The following is a 16,883-nucleotide window of genomic DNA, read 5'->3' on the forward strand; positions in this document are numbered from 1 at the left end:
ATTCCTACGCAGCTTTCTTAATCTCTTTTGTAGCTTTGTCGACTTCGTTAAACGTTGGTCTTTCCTCTGGCATGATGGAACGACGAGCGTACTCCACACACACGATCGGAGGTGCACCACGTTGCAAAGCGATCAACGCCGCTTTAATACAACCTAAGTAACGACCTTCTGCTTCGATATCGGCTGCGATCTTAGTAGCTGTTGGCTCGATCAAACCGTATGCACAGAAAACCCCTAACATCGTACCAACCAGGGCATGGGCAACGTATTCCCCGATGACCTCTGTACCCGCCGTCAAAACACCCATGGTTTTAACGATACCAAGTACGGCGGCAACGATCCCTAGACCCGGGAAACCACCGGCTACGGCGGCGATGGCATGCTGAGCAAGATGTTCCTCAGCATGGATACCTTTAATATCCGCATCCAAAAGATCATCAACGTCATACGGAGAAAGTTCCGCAGACAATGTCACTTTCATCGTGTCGCAAAGAAAATCTACGGCATGGTGATTGTGCATGAAGCTTGGATAAGCTTTAAAGATGTCAGACTTTTCCGGTTCCTCGATGTGCTTCTCGATACCTTGAGGTCCTTCTTTTCTGAAGACTTGGAAAAGTTGGAAAAGCATTTGCAAAAGTTCGACATAGTCAGACTTCTGTGGACCTTTTGCAGTCATCGCTTTGATGGAAAGTTTAAAACCCATCTTAACGATTTTCATCGGGTTGGCGATGACATAACCACCAAATGCAGATCCCCCGATGATAACCATCTCAAGACCGGCGGCCTCGATGATGACACCCATTTTACCGTGACCGGCGATATAACCACCGAACACTGTCGCAAAAACTATCAATATACCTACAAAACCCATAGAATATGACCTCTTCAGTTTCTCTATCGGTTTGATACATGTTAGAATTGAGTCATCGGCAAATAATCTTGCCCATGGTCCGGAGAGGGAATAAGACAGTTATATGAAAGCAACTCTGCAGAACCTTTTCATCATCGTTTCTTTCCTAGTCGCAGGTCTTACGTCCTGGGCACAAACTACGGCCTCCGAAAAAGACCCGTTATTAGTCGAGACTCAAGTGCTTCCCTACGAATGGAGTCCGGGCCAAGGTGGTTCGATCACTTTTAAATTAAAATTGCCTGAAAACTATCATGCGTATGAGGACCAATTTAAAGTCGTTATTTACGAGCCAGATGGATTCAAAGTCGCTCCTTTTAAGTTGGAACCAGTCACAAAATGGCATGACAAATTTTCGAAACGTGAACGCACAGGATTAGTCGGCGAAGGAACACTTACCGCACACATCGAAGCCCCTACTCGTTTTTTGAAAAAATACGATAAAATGAAATTGGAACTGACTTATCAAGCTTGTTCCGATCAATTCTGTTTATTCCCCACAACAAAAACTTTAGAAGTTCCGATTGTTACTCCGATGGTGGAGGGAACGGCCACATTGCAAGGGCCTACAGGCACTGCAGATAAACCCAACGGATTTTTTGATAGCGCGAATTTTGCCAAATACTTGGGATCAAGTATGGTGGCTGGTTTGATTTTTGTTTTCCTTGCCGGAATCTTCACCAGCTTTACTCCGTGCATCTTTCCAATGATCCCCATCACCCTAGCGGTTTTAGGAAATCACTCTGAAGAACGAACTCGCCTGCAAAACTTTTTAACTTCATGTGTGTACGTTTTGGGAATTGCCACAACCTATTCGCTTTTGGGATTGGTCGCTGCCAGCAGTGGCAACATGTTTGGTGCGTCCTTGGGTAATCCCTACGTGTTGACCGTGGTTTGCGTAATCTTCCTAACCATGGCTTTATCCATGTACGGACTTTTTGAACTGCAAGTACCGGCGTTTCTTCGCAATAAAATCGGAAACAAAAAGAACAAACAAACGATCTTTGGAATTTACCTCACAGGTTTGTTCGCCGGCATCGTGGCAAGCCCTTGTGTGGGCCCCGTGTTAGTAGCGATCCTGACTTATGTGGCCTCCACCAAGAACATGCTTTACGGATTCTTATTCTTGTTTTTCTATGCATTGGGACTGGGATTGATCTTTATTGTCTTAGGTCTTTCAAATCAGCTGGTAAAGTCATTGCCACGGTCCGGCCCATGGATGGTTTGGTTTAAATTCATCCTGGGGACATTGATGCTGTCAGCGTTCTATTATTATTTAGAACTTTTACTGCCGGTGCGTTGGTTTGATGGATCTCTGGGTATCGGCTTAGTTATCATTGCAAGTATTTACGGCGCCTTCTTGCCCGCTAAGGGCGGCGGTCCTCGTAAGCACATGCAAAAAGGAATCATGCAGGCTGTGTTGATCGTAGGTATCGGCTACGTTGTCCTTTCTGTATTTGACCTGCGTCCTTATATCCGCGGTCGTGTAATGGCTGATAACTCTATAAACCAAATTCAAATGTTAGACTGGAAGCCCTATTCTGCTGCTGCCATTGCTCAAGCGGCGAAAGAGGGCCGTCCTGTTATGATCGATTTCTGGGCGGAGTGGTGTGCTGCTTGTCACGAGCTTGAAGAAAATACTTTCACAGACCCCCGCGTGCGCGCGATGGCTGCGAATTTTACATTGCTAAAGTTTGATGCCACGAAAGAATCACCAGAGCTGAAAGAACTTAAAAAGAAATACAACATCCAAGGATTGCCGACGGTGATTTTTTATAATCCAAAAGGTGTATGGATCGATGGCTTGACGCTGACACAGTTTGAAAAAGCCGACAAATTCCTACAGCGCCTCGAAAAAGCCGCTCAATAAAACAAACCGGCACGTGGTTAACGTACTCACCACGCGCCCTTTGAGTCAGACGGTCAATTGGCAGGAGAAATTCACGACGTTCCTAGCCGAACAGCTGTAAACGTTGGCCGAAAAGGTTCCTGCCCGATGAAAAGAATCCACCAAGATATAGTTTTGATTCGTCGTGCACATCATACGACGATCATGATTAGAAATTTTATCCAGGCCAGGGAAGCACTTGCTGTGCAATCCACTCGAAGTGATTTCATAGGTTTGATATCCCAACATCGCTCTTTCGATTTTAGAGACCTCGCTAAAATGCACATCCCCCGAGGCAAAAATCACTTTACGCGGAATTTTTCTTAAAGCATTGGTAAAACCATTGAACTGCCCCGTATGCTTTGACATCGATTCCTTATAGATCATTTTAGGAAAAATTTGGCTGCCATTCATAAGCCAAGTTGTGCCTTCAAAGCTTTGGATCATTTGCAGGGCCCACTCTTCTTGTTCTTGCCCCCAGTGTGCATAACGAGCCGTGGAGTTTTTGCCCAATCGCCAGCTGCGGTCGTCCATTAATAGAAACTGATGCTGACCTGCGCGCAGTACAGAACTTACGCCGGGACCTTGTGCGAAGCCTTCGGTATAACCATCGCCTTGGGCAAAAAATGAAAGGAAATTTGTCTGTGATTCGCGTATAAGATTCCAGCTTGTGGTATCGGCATCGTCAGAACCAAAATCATGATCATCCCAGGTCGCTAATACTGGGATCAAACGCTTTGAATAATAAATTTCCAAGGTGCGGCGAGCTTGTGTGAATCGCGTCCATAGTCTTCGCACATCTCCTGCCGGAAAAGCACACTCCCCTTGGTCGCAATAGGCAGAGTCACCGATAAAGAAAATCACATCGGGATTTTGCCCAATCATGTTTTGCCAGATCTTAGGTTCGTGACGGGAATCATCCATGCAGGAGCAAATCGCGTAGCGCAAGGTTTGCTTATTTAAATCAAGCATTCCAAACTCACGGCGCTCGATCACCGCATCTCCTGCCCCTAAAAGATCCAGATAAAATGTTTCACCTAAGCTCAAACCTGCAAAATAAACCTTGGTGATTTGATGATCACTAAAAGACTGAGTAAGGACTTCAATTTTTTCGGGTTGCCACACTTGGCCGGCAGAATTACGAACCACGACATTAAATTTGGTTTTCACGTTGTGCAGAATAGAAAACTGGGTACGACTTGCATCCGTCGCTCCCTGCAGGATGGACGGAGTTTCCCTTTGAACTTTTTGAAAAGGCAAACCGTCGGCACTACGGTCATCCTTTTCCGTAGCTGCAAACGCAGGAACTCCCGCTGCAGAAACAATAGCATGCGCCAGCCCCAACTTTAAAAAGTCGCGACGAAGAAACTCCATATAGCCTCCATGACATATGACAGATCTTGTGTGTCCTTAAATTTCAGCAGGCGTTAAAGGCAAATACAAGATTTCATTCGTCATGAATATGTTAGGAACCTATTTGAATTCTGTTTTGGCTGCAGGACCCATCTTTGAAATAGTCTCGTTGATCTTCATCATCACGTCGCTAGGAACTTTTTTACTGCATATGATATGACGGGGACTGGACGGAGTAACATCTTGCGGATGAATCACCACAAAATCCGTGGCCGCCCACTTAAAACGTCGCAAAAGATATTCAAATTCCCAACTGGAAACGAAGGTATAGTCGGCTCTGCCTGTTCTGATCATCTCAAACATCTGTGGCGTTATCTCGGCATTGTCGATGTATATTATATTCGTTTTAAATCTTCTTATCATCGCGTCCACTTCTTTGCCGAAGGAATAGTTTTTGCGATTCACGATTGTCAAATTTTGATTTCTAAGAACGTCTTTAGCATCGATTATCGTTTTATCGACTTTACCTTTGCGACCTACGATCAACCACGCGCCATCGTCACAAATAGGCAGGGAGTACTGATACAGATTTTCCCGCTCAGGAATACGCAGCCATCCGACAGAACAATCATAGTGATCACCGGTTTTTAATAAAGCGAGCTGCCGGTAGGGAGGGTTTTCGACCAGGGTAAACGGAATCCCTGCGGCTTCAAGAACTCGCGTGGCTGCGCTTCCACACACTCCGCCAAGCTTACCACTTTCCAGCTCTAAAAAAGGCGGACGCGCCTGATAGCGCAGTTGGATAACAACTGAATTATCATCAGCGACGGACGTACTTTTTAGAAGCAAAGAAGCTATCGCTATCATTACAAATAAAAAAATCCAAACCAGTTTCTTCATCTGGTTCTGATTTTAAATCGGCGCTTGTTGAGTTAACAACCTGGCCTGTCGTTAATCATTGGGGCTAGTTTGTTAATCCAAATATCGATCTTGGTAAAGTGATCGAGTTCGCGACACCTAACATTCGATCCGTGCGATTTCCCCAACAATAAAGTTTTTCGTTTGCAATCGCACACGTATTCAATGCCCCAGCTGAAACATCCTGAACACCTGAAGCAATAGGACTGATCATAGAGCTGAAATCGCGCTGCGTGGTCGTGCCGTCGCCCAGGCGACCATTCACGTTAGCTCCCCAACAGAAAAGTTGCTTAGCCGCTCCTTGAATTACGCACATATGTACATTGCCAATGCTGACTTTCTCTATCTCCGTCATTGTTGGAGAGCTTGGAGGACTTGTGCTTGAAGTTCCCATATTACTTGCCGTATTTCCCCAACAAAACATTTCTTTATCTTTGTTGATTGCGCACACTCGCGAAGCGGTTCCACCATCTTGGCCAATGGCAACTGAAGCGATATTCGTCAATATCGGGGTCGTGGGAATGGTCGTACGATTCGTTGTATCCCCCAGGCCTAATGCTCCCATTGTGTTTCGACCCCAACAGAAAAGTTCATCGCTTGTAGTAATAAAACATGTGCTGCCGGCTTGAGTGACGACATCGCGTACTCCGTTCGCTTTAACCTGAACCGGTGTCGACGTGACGTTGCCACTTGGATTAACCTGCTTATAAGTATTCAGCCCCCAACACCATAACGAACCGTCAGCTTTAACTACACAGCCGTTGTCTTCATCAAGGCTGATTTTAATTACATCCTTTGCAAACAGCACCTTGGGAGTATTCCAAGTCGCCGATGCTCCTAATCCGATTCCAGACATGATATTGGTTCCCCAACAACGAACCTCTCCATAAGTAGATAATGAACAAGTTGTGTTTCTTGCTGTCGCCACGACGGCCTGGTTTCTTGAAAGAGCTTCAGTCGGCACCACGCGGGCGATGTTGGTGCGATCCCCGATCTGACCGACAACGTTTCTGCCCCAACATTGTGTTGCGCCGGCTTTGGTGACTAAACATGCATGTTGATCTAAGCTATTAGGAGCTAACGCTACCTGAGAAACACCATCTTGCACGAACAGAGGAGTCATTTGCGCCTCTGCTTCCATAGCAATGCCCCAGCACTCAACGGAACCCGATTCCATAAGGACGCAAGCGGATTTAGAGGTGTAATCCATTGGCAACAACTTCGCCGCACCACTTGGAATAAACATAGCTATCCCCGGCCCAGCCCCCGTGCCTTCGGTCGCAGGCAAACTTGTTTTGTTACCCCAACACCATACACTCTTGTCAGCGCTTTTCAGACCACAGGTATAATCATCGTAAACCGCAATGTCCTTATAATCGGTTGAAATCAGGGTAGGAACCGTTAGCAGAGTTGAGCTATTCGCGGGGTCCAACTGGCGATAATAGTTGTCACCCCAACAATGTGTTTCAATCGTACCGGCATTATTTTTTTGCACACAGATGCGACCACTGAAATAAGTAGCTGATGCATTGATAACATTGGTTTCAACGGGAGAAGCCGGGAATGTGAGTTGTTGAGTAACGTTACCCATGGGTTTGCCAATTGCATTTAATTGTCCCCAACAATAAAAATCCTTGTTGATCTTCGTTGCGCAAATCACGACACTGCCACGATTTCTAAGCCAGAAGTTGGAGATATCTGTCGCAATTTTCACGCGAGATGCGTAGGCCAATGTGACACTCGTCGTTCCTGTTCCGAAAGAGCCAGAATAATCCCGTCCCCAGGCGTAGAGTTCATTTAAGTCATTCAGCATGTATATCGCTGTCGCCGTCATTTTAACTTTTGCAGCGCCGGAGCTGACAACTTTTTTAGGTGTGCGGATGTATGCGCCTGCCGAACCATTGATGAAACCATCGTTATCGTACCCCCAACACCACAATTCTTTTGAGGTATTGACGGCACAGACTGCGAAACCACCGCCCAGACTAAAGTTTTCTACATTTGATAGCGTGGGCGTTGTGGGAGGCAAAGTCGTGTTCACGCTAGTGCCATCGCCTAACTGACCACGATCGTTGGCTCCCCAACATTTCAATTCTTTATTTTCGAACAAGGCACACCAAACCCCGTCGCCTGCCTGGAAGTCCACCACTTTTGGGACGACAGCCCCATCGTCGTCGTTAATATGGATCTCATGGAACGATCGTACACCGCCTGATCCCAGTGAGTTTTTCGTCAGAACCAAGCGAATACGCTTTTCCGCCTCTGCCACCGAATCATTCAAAATTTTCACATGAATGGTTTTGGATTGTTCTCCGATGGCGAACTGAACCTCAGGTGTCATCAATGTGAAATCCGTATCTCCAGCTTCTCCCGAAGTCTGAACGGAAACCTTAAACGGAATTGGTGCCGGTGCACTTAATTGAACAGGAATGTAGATATCCCCTGCAGATTCGCTGACCATTTCGGAGCTGCTTAAAAACTCTGCCGTCAATGCTGATGTATATGTCAGTACACCCGTCGTATCTTTGACTGGTAAAGTGGTTACGGCCACTTCATTAGCTGGATTTAGAATCGTCGCACCTGTCATTGTAATCGATGTGGGCAATTCGATTCCGTTCGTATCATCGTCACCAATAATAATTTCGTACCGAAACAACAACTCTGAGGGAGAGACCTGTGCGATGTAATTCGCGACCCGGTTGTTAGATCCCACCCGCACTGTGATAGACGGAGTTCCGGTTACAGTTATCGGTTGATCGTACTTAACAACAACCTCAAGTCCGGTACCATCCAAATAAACATCAGTATCCGGGGTTTTGAATTCTTTCACTTCAGGAATCGTGCGCACCAATATTGGAGTTGTCGACGCCAGAGAATTCGTAGCCCCCGGAGTTGGCAATCTCGTTAAGTTTGCGACTTCATCCAAGGTTCCAGTCGCACCATTACTTGGAGTGATCGTACCGCCGTTAAGATCCAAAGCAGTCACACTGGTATAATCAAGCGTTGATGTTGAATCCCCCGCAACCACCGCGTATTCAAAAACCAAGGTACTTGTGCCCGAACCCGAAACGTAATTGGCTTTGCGTTTTACGGTGCCGGTTTCCAGTTCAATTGTCGGAGTGCCGGTGACATCGACAGCTCCTGAAAAATGCACAGATATGGGAACCACTTGGGCCGTCGTAAAACGTGGAAGAGCAAATGCGCCGACGCCCGAAGCATTCGTGACATCAGCATCGACCGATACGACTTTTGGATAAGCTGCGATGGAAGGTAGGTCTGACAAACGTGTGCCTAAAATACGGGCATCCAGCTGACCGCAACCGGTGAGCGCAAAGGTACCTAATATTAGAGTGAACACAAACGTTCTAAACACCAAACACTCCAGATATTTGAATAACTATCTAGAGTATTTATCGGCTTATGAAACAGATGACTACAGGGCCCACGGATGGATTAACGTTGAATTCTATATACACGTTTAAGTTTGATACAAAAAAGAGGAGAAAGTCCGACTTTCCCCTCCAAACTTTGTCTGATTTTTTACATGCGCTTCAAGCGCGCGATTTCCATTTTTGCTTCGTTCAAAGCTGTTTGGCAGGAAATCATTTGAGCTTCTTTTTCAGCCAACAATTTTTGCAAGTGATTCATGCGCACTTCAAAACTTTTGATGATGTTATTGTGGCGATCCACCATTTCTTGAACTTTCAGGTCCAAGCTTTTGCGTTCGTTCACGCGCTGAGAAAGCTGTGTGATTTTTTGGCCAGCTTCTGTGGCTAATCCATTATGGCTTTGCTCCAAACGAGTCAAATGAGCTTGGTTGCGTTCAAACTTAACGTTCGAACTTTTGATAAGCTCGTTCACAGTTCCCACAATCTTGTTCATTTGATCGGCTAAAGCCTGATTTTGAGCTTTCAACTCAAAAATCTGACGATCGGTATTTAAATAGTTCGCACTTGTAGAACCCATTGGGGACGCAGTTTCCAGGCCGGAGCTCTTGCTGATTTTCTTTTCACCAAATAATTCTGGATTTAATTCTTTATGCATAAGCCGACCCTCCCGTGGGTACTGATGTGACGCTCTTAGAAACATCATATTTTCTCTGGACAGAAATTTCAAATGTTCATACGTTAGGGCCATGTTAAAAGTCGGCCAGCTGCTGAAATTCGTCTCTGATTTAAATCCTCAAAATACGCCTACGCGTCTTTCGTTTTTCAATTTCCTTCGAGGATTTGCACATCCTGACGACACTTTAACGCCTGAGTTGATTGAAATGTTCTTCAATTATTGCATGGATTACCCGCACTGGGCTTCCAATAAGCAGCAAATCGGCCATGAAGTGCAGTTTCTGTTGGATAATTTCAATAGCTTCTATCAGCAAAAATTTGATTTAAGCCCGATCCGCTTCCCGCAAAATATGCAGATCATTGAACTTGAGCATTTTGCCGATCTGATTGACGCGGTGAGTTCATACATTAAGTCTCAATGCGAGGAAGGTGATAAATTCCGTATCCTTCCCGATCAAAACAAACGGGTTGTGGCTATCGTCTTGCGTGCCGATAAATCTTTAGAAGTTCGTACGTTCGATCGCAAATTCACGATTCGCAACGGCACTTTGGAACCGCTTCGCAAGGACTTGGTTCTTTACTACAATCCAGAGTTGGAACTAAGCAGTCACCACGATCATAAAATCGAAGTGGCTCCCTACATCACAGCCCAATTCCGCGTGAGCAAAGACAAAGTTTCTGGCGTCTTAATGCGTGGATATGTTTTCCAAAAGCTTTTGGAAGTAAAAAACGAGCCGTTGCAGGATCAAACCCGCATTCTATACCCTATCAAGCGTCTTGAGCAGTTCTTCATCGACCGCCGTACCGATCCTTACTATCAGGATTTGATCAGCCAGCTCGAAAGAACATGTAATTTGGTTCAACAGGGCGACTCTGAGGCTTCAAAATGGTCTTCGGTTGTCCTTGGGAAAGCCGATACAGCCTTGGAAAACGTATTTTTAGGGGATAAATTACTCACTTTATTGGCCCGTGACCTCCGTCACGCCCTAATGGAGGCCAATCGTAAGAATAACTCCTCATCCGCGCTCAGCAGTGATATATTGATCACTCAACAATTACCTGAGGCTGATGAAGAATGTCTGAAGATAACACCTCTCAAAGAGTTAGACTTAATAAACTAATTGCCGACAGTGGTTTGGCTTCCCGCCGCCACGCCGACAAAATGATCGAAGAAGGCCTTGTCACGGTTAACGGTAAGCGCGTGTACGAGCTTGGCGTTAAAGTAGACCCTCAGCACGATAAAATCCTGGTTGATGGCAAAGTCCTTCGCAAACCACTTTCTCAAAAACTTTACCTTATCTTCAATAAGCCAGCGGGTGTTTTGACGACGATGGACGATCCAGAAGGTCGTCCAACAATCGCTGAATATCTTGGTGATGTTCCTTCACGCGTCTTCCCGGTGGGCCGTCTGGACTGGGACTCTGAAGGTATGATCCTGTTAACGAACGATGGTGATTACGCCAACAAAGTCGCCCATCCTAAAGAAGAAGTTACAAAAACTTACTTAGTTAAATTGGATGGCAAACCAGAGCCTCGCCACCTTCAAAAATTGAAAGACGGTGTTTCCATCGTCGGTGGTAAAGTATCTGCCCGTCATATCGAAAAAATCAAAAAGTCCGGCGACAACAAATCTGAAAAGTACGAATGGTACAAAATCGTGATCACAGAGGGTAAAAACCGTCAGATCCGTCAGATGTTCGCGAAAATCGGTTTCGACGTTATGAGACTTCAACGTGTAGCTATCGGACGCCTGCGTATGGGTGCGATGAAAGCTGGCGAGTTGATGTTTATCAATGACGTTGCCGCAAATCGAGTCTTCTTAGCCGATGATCCAGAGGATTTAAAAGTTAAAAAGAATTCTTACAAAGGCCGCGCAACAGCAATGAAAAAGACGGCGGCTGAAAAAGAAAAAGCGCGTGAGAAAAAAATGAGCGCCGGCAAAAAGAAATATGCTGGTGGAAAATTGATCGCGCCTAAAGGTCCGAAAAGAAAATAGCTATGAAAATGAACCCACGTTTGCGCGGAACCATCGAGATTTCCATTGGCAGCGTGGGTTTTGGCTTTTTAGGCGTCTTTGGTAAAACAGCCTTCCAGTCCGGCCTTTCAATAGGCGAATTTCTAACTTATCGATTCACTCTTGCAGCAATGCTAATTTGGATCTTCCTGCTGTTGTTTCGCCCCCAATGGATTCGTCTTTCCCTAAAACAAATCGTTATCGCAGCTTTGCTCGGTGTGTTTGGTTACGGTTTATTTTCGACTCTTTATTTCGTGGCAATCGATGGTTTAAGCATCACCTTAGCGGCGTTGTTACTTTATACCTATCCATTTTGGGTGAACGTCTTTTCGCATTTCTTTACTCACGATAAGATCTCTCGCAATGAAGCTTTATGTCTGGTGGCGGCGTCCACAGGATTAGTACTTCTGCTGTGGGGACATATCGAAGTACGAAATGCATGGGCCGTTTTAATGGGCTTGCTCTCCGGTATTAGCTATGCCGTCTATGTTCTGGTTTCTGGCAGAGTTCAACGCAATGTTCGTCCGATTTCCTCCAGCCTCTATGTAATCACCTTCGGTGCCTTGGCGTTGGCATTGTTTCACCACCCTCAGTTTGAAAACATTCCGCATCTAACTTCAACTCAAGCCTCCTGTATTTTTGGGATTGCTATCATCAGCACGATCATCCCGCTAACGATGGAGCTCGCAGCTCTGCAAAAATTAAAAAGTTCTGAGGTTGCATTGCTGATGATGATCGAACCGATCACTGCTGCACTCCTTGGAGTTCTGGTTTTCAAAGAATCACTCACGTGGCTACAAATTGCAGGCGCTCTGATTATAGCTGCAGCTTTGGTTGTAAACACACGATTGCGCTCCATTGAATCACCTAATGAATAAATCTGTGAAACACCCAAGATTAAGACGAGTGCAATCAATCAGTCTCAGAATGAGATTGTTTAATCTTTGACTGAAATACTCCGATAAGTAGTTAAGACTGGTTCGTTTTCTGAGGAGGTTCTAAATGAAAAAGCTGATGTTGCTTGCCTTGATGGCTCTGGCTTCTGGTTGTTCATTAGAAGCTTCTTTGGAAGATCTTGACGCCATTATCTCTGCAAAAGCTCCCTCTAAAGCCACAGGTCTGGTTTCTGGCTCCACTCAAGATGGCACCACTTCTTCAGGCTATAAAATCCAAAGTTCTGTGGGTAACTACCTCTCCGAGATCGAGCAAACCACGGACACGGGTAAGTACAAAGTTTACTCTTCGATTCAAGGTGCTATCGTTTCTCAGTAAGTCCTAAGTCTAGCTCTTGCCGCCTGATTTAAGTTTCAAAATAAGACACCCGATATAGCAAACAGAGAAACCATGGAAGGGTTCAATATGTTGCTAGCTTTATTGTTTTCAAGCCTGCTTCAACCAGCACCTGCTCGCGCAGCCAGTGCTGCAAATACAATCGTCGATGTCCGTCGTAACATCACGTTGGCTAATGACGAAGAGCCTTATAAGGACTTCTATATTGCCATCGACGGCGGCTCCGGCCTTAAAAAGAATCTTGTCGTAACAGCGGTTCGCAAAATCAATGTGCGCGATGCCTCGGGCGCCAATGCTGTTGGCGAAATTACGGTTCCAGTAGGACAGCTTAAAATTATCGCAGTTTATGACAAAGTCGCGGTAGCCCGTGAATTCAACCTGCTTTCCCGTGACGAGCTTCCGATGCTTGAACAAGTGGGAATTATGACCGGTGATAAAATCGAAACTCGCGGCTCCTTTATTGATAATTCCAAACCTAAAAAGAAAAAGGTCGCGGAAGCGCCTTCAGCTCAAACCAATGCAACAACTGTAGCCGTTGCTGTCACCACAGCCCCTCCCGTTCCGGTGACAGCTTCGACCGCGCCAATGGCTCCTGCTGCGAAGGATTTACAGGCTTCCTTGAGTCTGACGTCGCCTGAAAAAGCCCTTGCGCAAGCTCCCGTTTCGACTGGGGAAAAGCTTGAAAAAGTGGCGGATTCTGGTAACAACTCGGGGCATGAGTGAAAATAAATATTTCCGTGTTCGCCTAAGCCAAGTTCCTGCAGATCTTGAAGATGTCATCACTACTCACAGCTTCAGTTGTGGCGCCTCTGGCGTGACTGAAGCTTTGGTATTTACACAACCCGATCTTACTTACGATCCAACGCTAGTTAACGTAGCAACTCACGACTTGGACGTATTCTTCCCAACAAATCCTGATGCCGACTTTTTCAAAGGTTTAACAGAGTACAACGCTTTGATCAGATGGCAAATCTTCGAAGAAGAAAACAAAGACTGGCTTGAAGAATGGAAAAAAGGATTCGTTCCTTTCCGTTTGATCGGCGATTTCTGGGTTGTACCATCTTGGTTGACCCCGCCACCTGAATGCAAACATGCGATTTATATCGATCCTGGGATGGCATTCGGTACAGGAACTCATGCGACAACTCAGATGATGGCTTTTTTCATCAATAAGCTCGCTGAAAAACATAAAGCAAATTTGGCTGACTGGGCGTTGCTTGATGTTGGCACTGGAACTGCAATTCTTGCGATGCTAGCACAAATGAGCGGCATGGGCTTGGTAGCAGGTATCGAAATCGATCCTGAAGCTCGTCGTGTTGCTCGCGATAACGTGAAATTGAACAACCTTACTCAGATCGACATTCCCGAAACTCAACTTGATGAAATCCGCGGGCCTTACGACGTTGTGGTTGCCAACATCATCGACGGCGTTTTGATTAATATCAAAAAAGATCTTTTGCGCGTCTTGAAACCAGGTGGTCACATATTGCTGACTGGGATACTGGAAGAGCGTGACAACCACTTCTTTGAAAAATTCTTTGAAGGAACAAACCTTGAAGTTGTTCGTCGCCTTGAAAAAGACGAATGGGTTGGATACTGGGCTAAATCTACAGAAAACGCGTAAGGTATTTTTCGATGAGACGCTATTGGATCGACAAAAAAGATCTTTTCGGAGATCAGGTTAATTTCACGGGAGATGTATTCCATCACATCTTCGATGTCTGCCGTCAGGAAGAAGGCTCGAAATTCGAAGTCTTGACTGAAGACAGCAAGGCCTACTTTGTCGAAGTCACGCAGGTTTCAAAAAAAGCAGCCGTGGCTCGCATCATCGAAGAGCGTGACATACCACAATTGAAAACTCCCCATGTGCACTTGGTACTTTCTGTTTCACGCTTTCCTGTCATGGATGCGGTTATGGAAAAGGCTGTGGAGATGGGTGTAAAGTCGATCCAACCGTTTTTCTCTGAATTCAGTTTTGTTCGCTCTGGCGAAAAAATTTCTGAAAACAAAACTGAGCGCTGGGATAAAATCGTCAAATCGGCGACTCAACAATCGGGCCGTGGTGACCTGATGAAGGTTCACCCTGTCATGAACTTCGATAAGCTGGCTGGAATCATTAACCAAAATGACTCTTCTGTGGGTCTATTTGCATATGAAGGCCCATCAACGCTTAGCATTAAAGAATACGTCTCCAAAGCCAAGCAATCCCACCCCGCTGGCATTTCCAACATTTGGATTATCGTCGGCAGTGAGGGCGGTTTTTCCCACTCTGAAGTTCAAAAATTCCAGGACCTAGGCCTTCATCCAGTCACCTTGGGACCCCAGGTTTTGCGAGTTGAAACGGCTTGCATGGCCCTGGTATCAGTCCTAAAGTATGACTTTGATCTGATGGTTTAAAGGAGAAGGAATGGATCCTTTCGAAGAGTTTGAGTTCAAGCCCCTGACGGATGGTCTAGGTTTCCATAAAAAGAAAGCGGCACCCGCTAAATTTGAAACGGATGCTGATTCTTTTTCCGCTTCCCCATCTCCTACTCTTTTGAAAAACCAAGGTTTGGAATTGATCGAGGAAAACTCCGTGGACCCACTTCGTCCACCGCTTCCTCGCAAAAAGTCTGGTCCAACTACAACATCGCAAGTTCCTTCTGCTCCCGGTTACCTGACTGAAGTGGGCGGCGAAGCATCTCCGTCCTCTTCGACAGCTGCGGTGGATGAGATCCTTAAGACTCTTCAAAAAAATCGCCGTTTGGAATTTGATGAAAAGTCAAAAACTAAAATCACAGCGCAAGTTAAAGAAGAATACAAAAACACGGTTTTCAGTTTCTCTGCGGGCCTTTTGGATGGAATGCTTGTTATGGCGGCCAGCCTTCTGTGCCTGATCTTGTTGGTATCTATCGCTAGAATTGATCTTGTGGCAAACTTGACTCAACCGGATGAGAATTACTTGGTGTACTTTGCGACGGTTGCGATCTTTGCAGGTGTTTCATTTATCTATCTATCTTTAAATCGCATCTTTCTGGGTGCAACTCCGGGGGAGTGGGCATTTGATCAACGTGTAGGTACTCCAGCGGACTTGTCTTCTGGGATGTTCTATTTAAAGGTGGCTGCTCGCAGCGCTTTAGTGATCGCTACGGGATTCTTTGTGTTCCCGGTTTTGTCCGCTTTGATGAATAAAGACTACGCCGGTCAAATCACTGGTGCCCGTCTTCTTAAGAAAGCATAGGTTCCCATGGGCCAAGTTCGTAAGTTTGATGATATCGCTGAAGCCTTGGCTCCGCTTCGTTCCGAAGGCAAAAAAATCGTTTTCACAAATGGTTGTTTCGATCTTCTGCACGTAGGACACGTTCGTTACTTGCAAGAAGCCCGCTCCTTGGGTGACGTCCTGGTTGTGGGAGTAAACTCTGATGCCAGCGTGAAGCGCCTCAAAGGTCCAACTCGTCCTGTTCAAGTTGAAAACGATCGCGCGGAAATCTTGGCAGCTTTAGGTTGTGTGGATTTCTCTGTGATCTTTACTGAAGACACTCCAGAAAATCTGATCAAAAAAGTTAAACCCGACATCTTAGTCAAAGGTGGCGATTGGAAAATCGAGCAAATCGTCGGTGGAACGTTCGTAACGAGCTATGGTGGTCAGGTGATGTCCTTGCAATTCATCGATGGCAAATCCACGACAAAGCTGATTGAAAAAGCTCAACAGAACTAGAATCTGTAGCCTAGTTTTCCGCCGTAAACCGAATCTGTATAACGATCGACTTCTAAAGCAATAAAGGCTTTGGAAATTTCCACGTTTACACCAAAGAATGTATGGTTCTCGGAAATATCATGAGCCTCGGTTTGGCCCGACGCTGTGATACCACCCGGGCCTCCGATAAAATTACCCTGCGCGCGAACTCGGCCCGCACCAAAATACACCGCGACGTTTTCCATGTTCACTGTCCCGATCACATCCCAACCCGTCGTCGTGATGTTAACTAGGTTTTGGAAGTTTGCGCCACCGGCATAAAGCAAAGCCGAAAATGAAATGGGAAAAAATGATGCCTCATAAAAACCCCAGCGCAACTGTCCACCAAAGTTCTGCATTTCTTCACTTTGCAGCGACGGCGTAAAATAAACAAAGGCATCGATATTATAGTAAAGTCCCTTACCCAAGGTCAGTGTGTAGTAAGAAAGCTCACCATTATCTTCTGTTTTATTTCCTAAGTTCGAAAGGTCACTGACGGGAATGAATTGAGTAGAAACACCGAGTTCAACTCCAGAATACCCGCCTAATGGATACGGATCGCCTAAAACTTTAGAAGCAGTTCCGTAACCGAGAATTTCCAATGTACGGATTTGATCCATATCGGAAAGATTTCGCGGCAACTCAGTCTTTGCATGTGCGCACACACAGAATAGAGCAGATACGAAAATAAAAATGCGATGACTGAGCTTCATGAAGCTATTGTCATCGCAAAT

Annotated in this window: 16 protein-coding genes; 10 read left to right on the top strand and 6 right to left on the bottom strand. The window is 45.7% G+C overall.

Annotation, left to right across the window (positions count from 1 at the left end):
- Positions 1–4 precede the first annotated feature (4 nt).
- A complete protein-coding gene (motA, locus tag B9G69_RS05350; protein ID WP_088615475.1) occupies positions 5–871 on the bottom strand; it encodes a flagellar motor stator protein MotA in 867 nt (288 codons plus the stop codon).
- A gap of 103 nt (positions 872–974) precedes the next feature.
- Here motA and B9G69_RS05355 point away from each other — a divergent pair, with 103 nt between their 5' ends.
- Entirely contained in the window at positions 975–2,777 is a 1,803-nt protein-coding gene (locus tag B9G69_RS05355) for a protein-disulfide reductase DsbD family protein (protein WP_088615476.1), read from the top strand.
- Between the two features lie 45 nt (positions 2,778–2,822).
- On the opposite strand, the gene B9G69_RS05360 is transcribed toward B9G69_RS05355, so the two are convergent.
- The 4 genes from B9G69_RS05360 to B9G69_RS05375 form a co-directional block, all read right to left on the bottom strand.
- Entirely contained in the window at positions 2,823–4,169 is a 1,347-nt protein-coding gene (locus B9G69_RS05360) for a hypothetical protein (protein WP_088615477.1), read from the bottom strand.
- Positions 4,170–4,268: 99 nt separating this feature from the next.
- Positions 4,269–5,048, bottom strand: a complete 780-nt coding sequence (locus tag B9G69_RS05365) for a substrate-binding periplasmic protein (protein ID WP_088615478.1) — start codon at positions 5,046–5,048, stop codon at positions 4,269–4,271.
- 64 nt (positions 5,049–5,112) lie between these two features.
- Positions 5,113–8,439, bottom strand: coding sequence for a Calx-beta domain-containing protein (locus tag B9G69_RS05370; protein WP_265437994.1), 3,327 nt, complete (start codon positions 8,437–8,439; stop codon positions 5,113–5,115).
- A gap of 167 nt (positions 8,440–8,606) precedes the next feature.
- Positions 8,607–9,110, bottom strand: coding sequence for a hypothetical protein (locus B9G69_RS05375; protein WP_088615480.1), 504 nt, complete (start codon positions 9,108–9,110; stop codon positions 8,607–8,609).
- 91 nt (positions 9,111–9,201) lie between these two features.
- On the opposite strand from B9G69_RS05375, the gene B9G69_RS05380 reads away from it, so the two are divergent.
- The 9 genes from B9G69_RS05380 (at position 9,202) to rfaE2 (ending at position 16,131) form a co-directional block, all read left to right on the top strand.
- The gene (locus B9G69_RS05380) at positions 9,202–10,251 is read left to right on the top strand and encodes a hypothetical protein (protein WP_088615481.1); all 1,050 of its coding nucleotides are present in this window, start codon (positions 9,202–9,204) and stop codon (positions 10,249–10,251) included.
- Entirely contained in the window at positions 10,206–11,126 is a 921-nt protein-coding gene (locus tag B9G69_RS05385) for a pseudouridine synthase (RefSeq protein ID WP_088615482.1), read from the top strand. Before B9G69_RS05380 ends, B9G69_RS05385 begins: the two co-directional genes overlap by 46 nt.
- 2 nt (positions 11,127–11,128) lie before the next feature.
- Positions 11,129–12,022, top strand: a complete 894-nt coding sequence (locus B9G69_RS05390; protein WP_088615483.1) for an EamA family transporter — start codon at positions 11,129–11,131, stop codon at positions 12,020–12,022.
- Between the two features lie 124 nt (positions 12,023–12,146).
- Positions 12,147–12,416 carry a hypothetical protein gene (locus B9G69_RS05395; RefSeq protein ID WP_088615484.1) on the top strand — a complete coding sequence of 90 codons (270 nt, stop codon included), beginning with the start codon at positions 12,147–12,149 and terminating at the stop codon, positions 12,414–12,416.
- A gap of 72 nt (positions 12,417–12,488) precedes the next feature.
- Complete coding sequence (locus tag B9G69_RS05400) at positions 12,489–13,157, top strand: hypothetical protein (protein ID WP_088615485.1); 669 nt, start codon at positions 12,489–12,491, stop codon at positions 13,155–13,157.
- Positions 13,150–14,058 carry a 50S ribosomal protein L11 methyltransferase gene (locus B9G69_RS05405; protein WP_088615486.1) on the top strand — a complete coding sequence of 303 codons (909 nt, stop codon included), beginning with the start codon at positions 13,150–13,152 and terminating at the stop codon, positions 14,056–14,058. The genes B9G69_RS05400 and B9G69_RS05405 overlap by 8 nt, the downstream gene beginning before the upstream one ends.
- A gap of 11 nt (positions 14,059–14,069) precedes the next feature.
- Complete coding sequence (locus tag B9G69_RS05410; RefSeq protein ID WP_088615487.1) at positions 14,070–14,831, top strand: RsmE family RNA methyltransferase; 762 nt, start codon at positions 14,070–14,072, stop codon at positions 14,829–14,831.
- A 10-nt stretch (positions 14,832–14,841) separates the two neighbouring features.
- Entirely contained in the window at positions 14,842–15,654 is an 813-nt protein-coding gene (locus B9G69_RS05415) for a metalloendopeptidase (RefSeq protein ID WP_088615488.1), read from the top strand.
- Positions 15,655–15,660: 6 nt separating this feature from the next.
- Positions 15,661–16,131 carry a D-glycero-beta-D-manno-heptose 1-phosphate adenylyltransferase gene (gene rfaE2, locus B9G69_RS05420; protein ID WP_088615489.1) on the top strand — a complete coding sequence of 157 codons (471 nt, stop codon included), beginning with the start codon at positions 15,661–15,663 and terminating at the stop codon, positions 16,129–16,131.
- Here rfaE2 and B9G69_RS05425 read toward each other — a convergent pair.
- A complete protein-coding gene (locus tag B9G69_RS05425; protein WP_088615490.1) occupies positions 16,128–16,862 on the bottom strand; it encodes a hypothetical protein in 735 nt (244 codons plus the stop codon). The genes rfaE2 and B9G69_RS05425 overlap by 4 nt on opposite strands.
- Between the last annotated feature and the right edge of the window lie 21 nt (positions 16,863–16,883).

Source organism: Bdellovibrio sp. SKB1291214, assembly GCF_002209355.2.
Classification (GTDB): domain Bacteria; phylum Bdellovibrionota; class Bdellovibrionia; order Bdellovibrionales; family Bdellovibrionaceae; genus Bdellovibrio.

Bases quoted from the DNA above. Each gene is read 5' to 3' on its own strand.
- B9G69_RS05385 (WP_088615482.1), top strand. From the start codon at position 10,206: ATGTCTGAAGATAACACCTCTCAAAGAGTTAGACTTAATAAACTAATT.
- B9G69_RS05375 (WP_088615480.1), bottom strand. From the start codon at position 9,110: ATGCATAAAGAATTAAATCCAGAATTATTTGGTGAAAAGAAAATCAGC.
- B9G69_RS05425 (WP_088615490.1), bottom strand. From the start codon at position 16,862: ATGAAGCTCAGTCATCGCATTTTTATTTTCGTATCTGCTCTATTCTGT.
- B9G69_RS05400 (WP_088615485.1), top strand. From the start codon at position 12,489: ATGGAAGGGTTCAATATGTTGCTAGCTTTATTGTTTTCAAGCCTGCTT.
- B9G69_RS05415 (WP_088615488.1), top strand. From the start codon at position 14,842: ATGGATCCTTTCGAAGAGTTTGAGTTCAAGCCCCTGACGGATGGTCTA.
- B9G69_RS05405 (WP_088615486.1), top strand. From the start codon at position 13,150: ATGAGTGAAAATAAATATTTCCGTGTTCGCCTAAGCCAAGTTCCTGCA.
- B9G69_RS05365 (WP_088615478.1), bottom strand. From the start codon at position 5,048: ATGAAGAAACTGGTTTGGATTTTTTTATTTGTAATGATAGCGATAGCT.
- B9G69_RS05390 (WP_088615483.1), top strand. From the start codon at position 11,129: ATGAAAATGAACCCACGTTTGCGCGGAACCATCGAGATTTCCATTGGC.
- motA (WP_088615475.1), bottom strand. From the start codon at position 871: ATGGGTTTTGTAGGTATATTGATAGTTTTTGCGACAGTGTTCGGTGGT.
- B9G69_RS05395 (WP_088615484.1), top strand. From the start codon at position 12,147: ATGAAAAAGCTGATGTTGCTTGCCTTGATGGCTCTGGCTTCTGGTTGT.
- B9G69_RS05360 (WP_088615477.1), bottom strand. From the start codon at position 4,169: ATGGAGTTTCTTCGTCGCGACTTTTTAAAGTTGGGGCTGGCGCATGCT.
- rfaE2 (WP_088615489.1), top strand. From the start codon at position 15,661: ATGGGCCAAGTTCGTAAGTTTGATGATATCGCTGAAGCCTTGGCTCCG.
- B9G69_RS05355 (WP_088615476.1), top strand. From the start codon at position 975: ATGAAAGCAACTCTGCAGAACCTTTTCATCATCGTTTCTTTCCTAGTC.
- B9G69_RS05380 (WP_088615481.1), top strand. From the start codon at position 9,202: ATGTTAAAAGTCGGCCAGCTGCTGAAATTCGTCTCTGATTTAAATCCT.
- B9G69_RS05410 (WP_088615487.1), top strand. From the start codon at position 14,070: ATGAGACGCTATTGGATCGACAAAAAAGATCTTTTCGGAGATCAGGTT.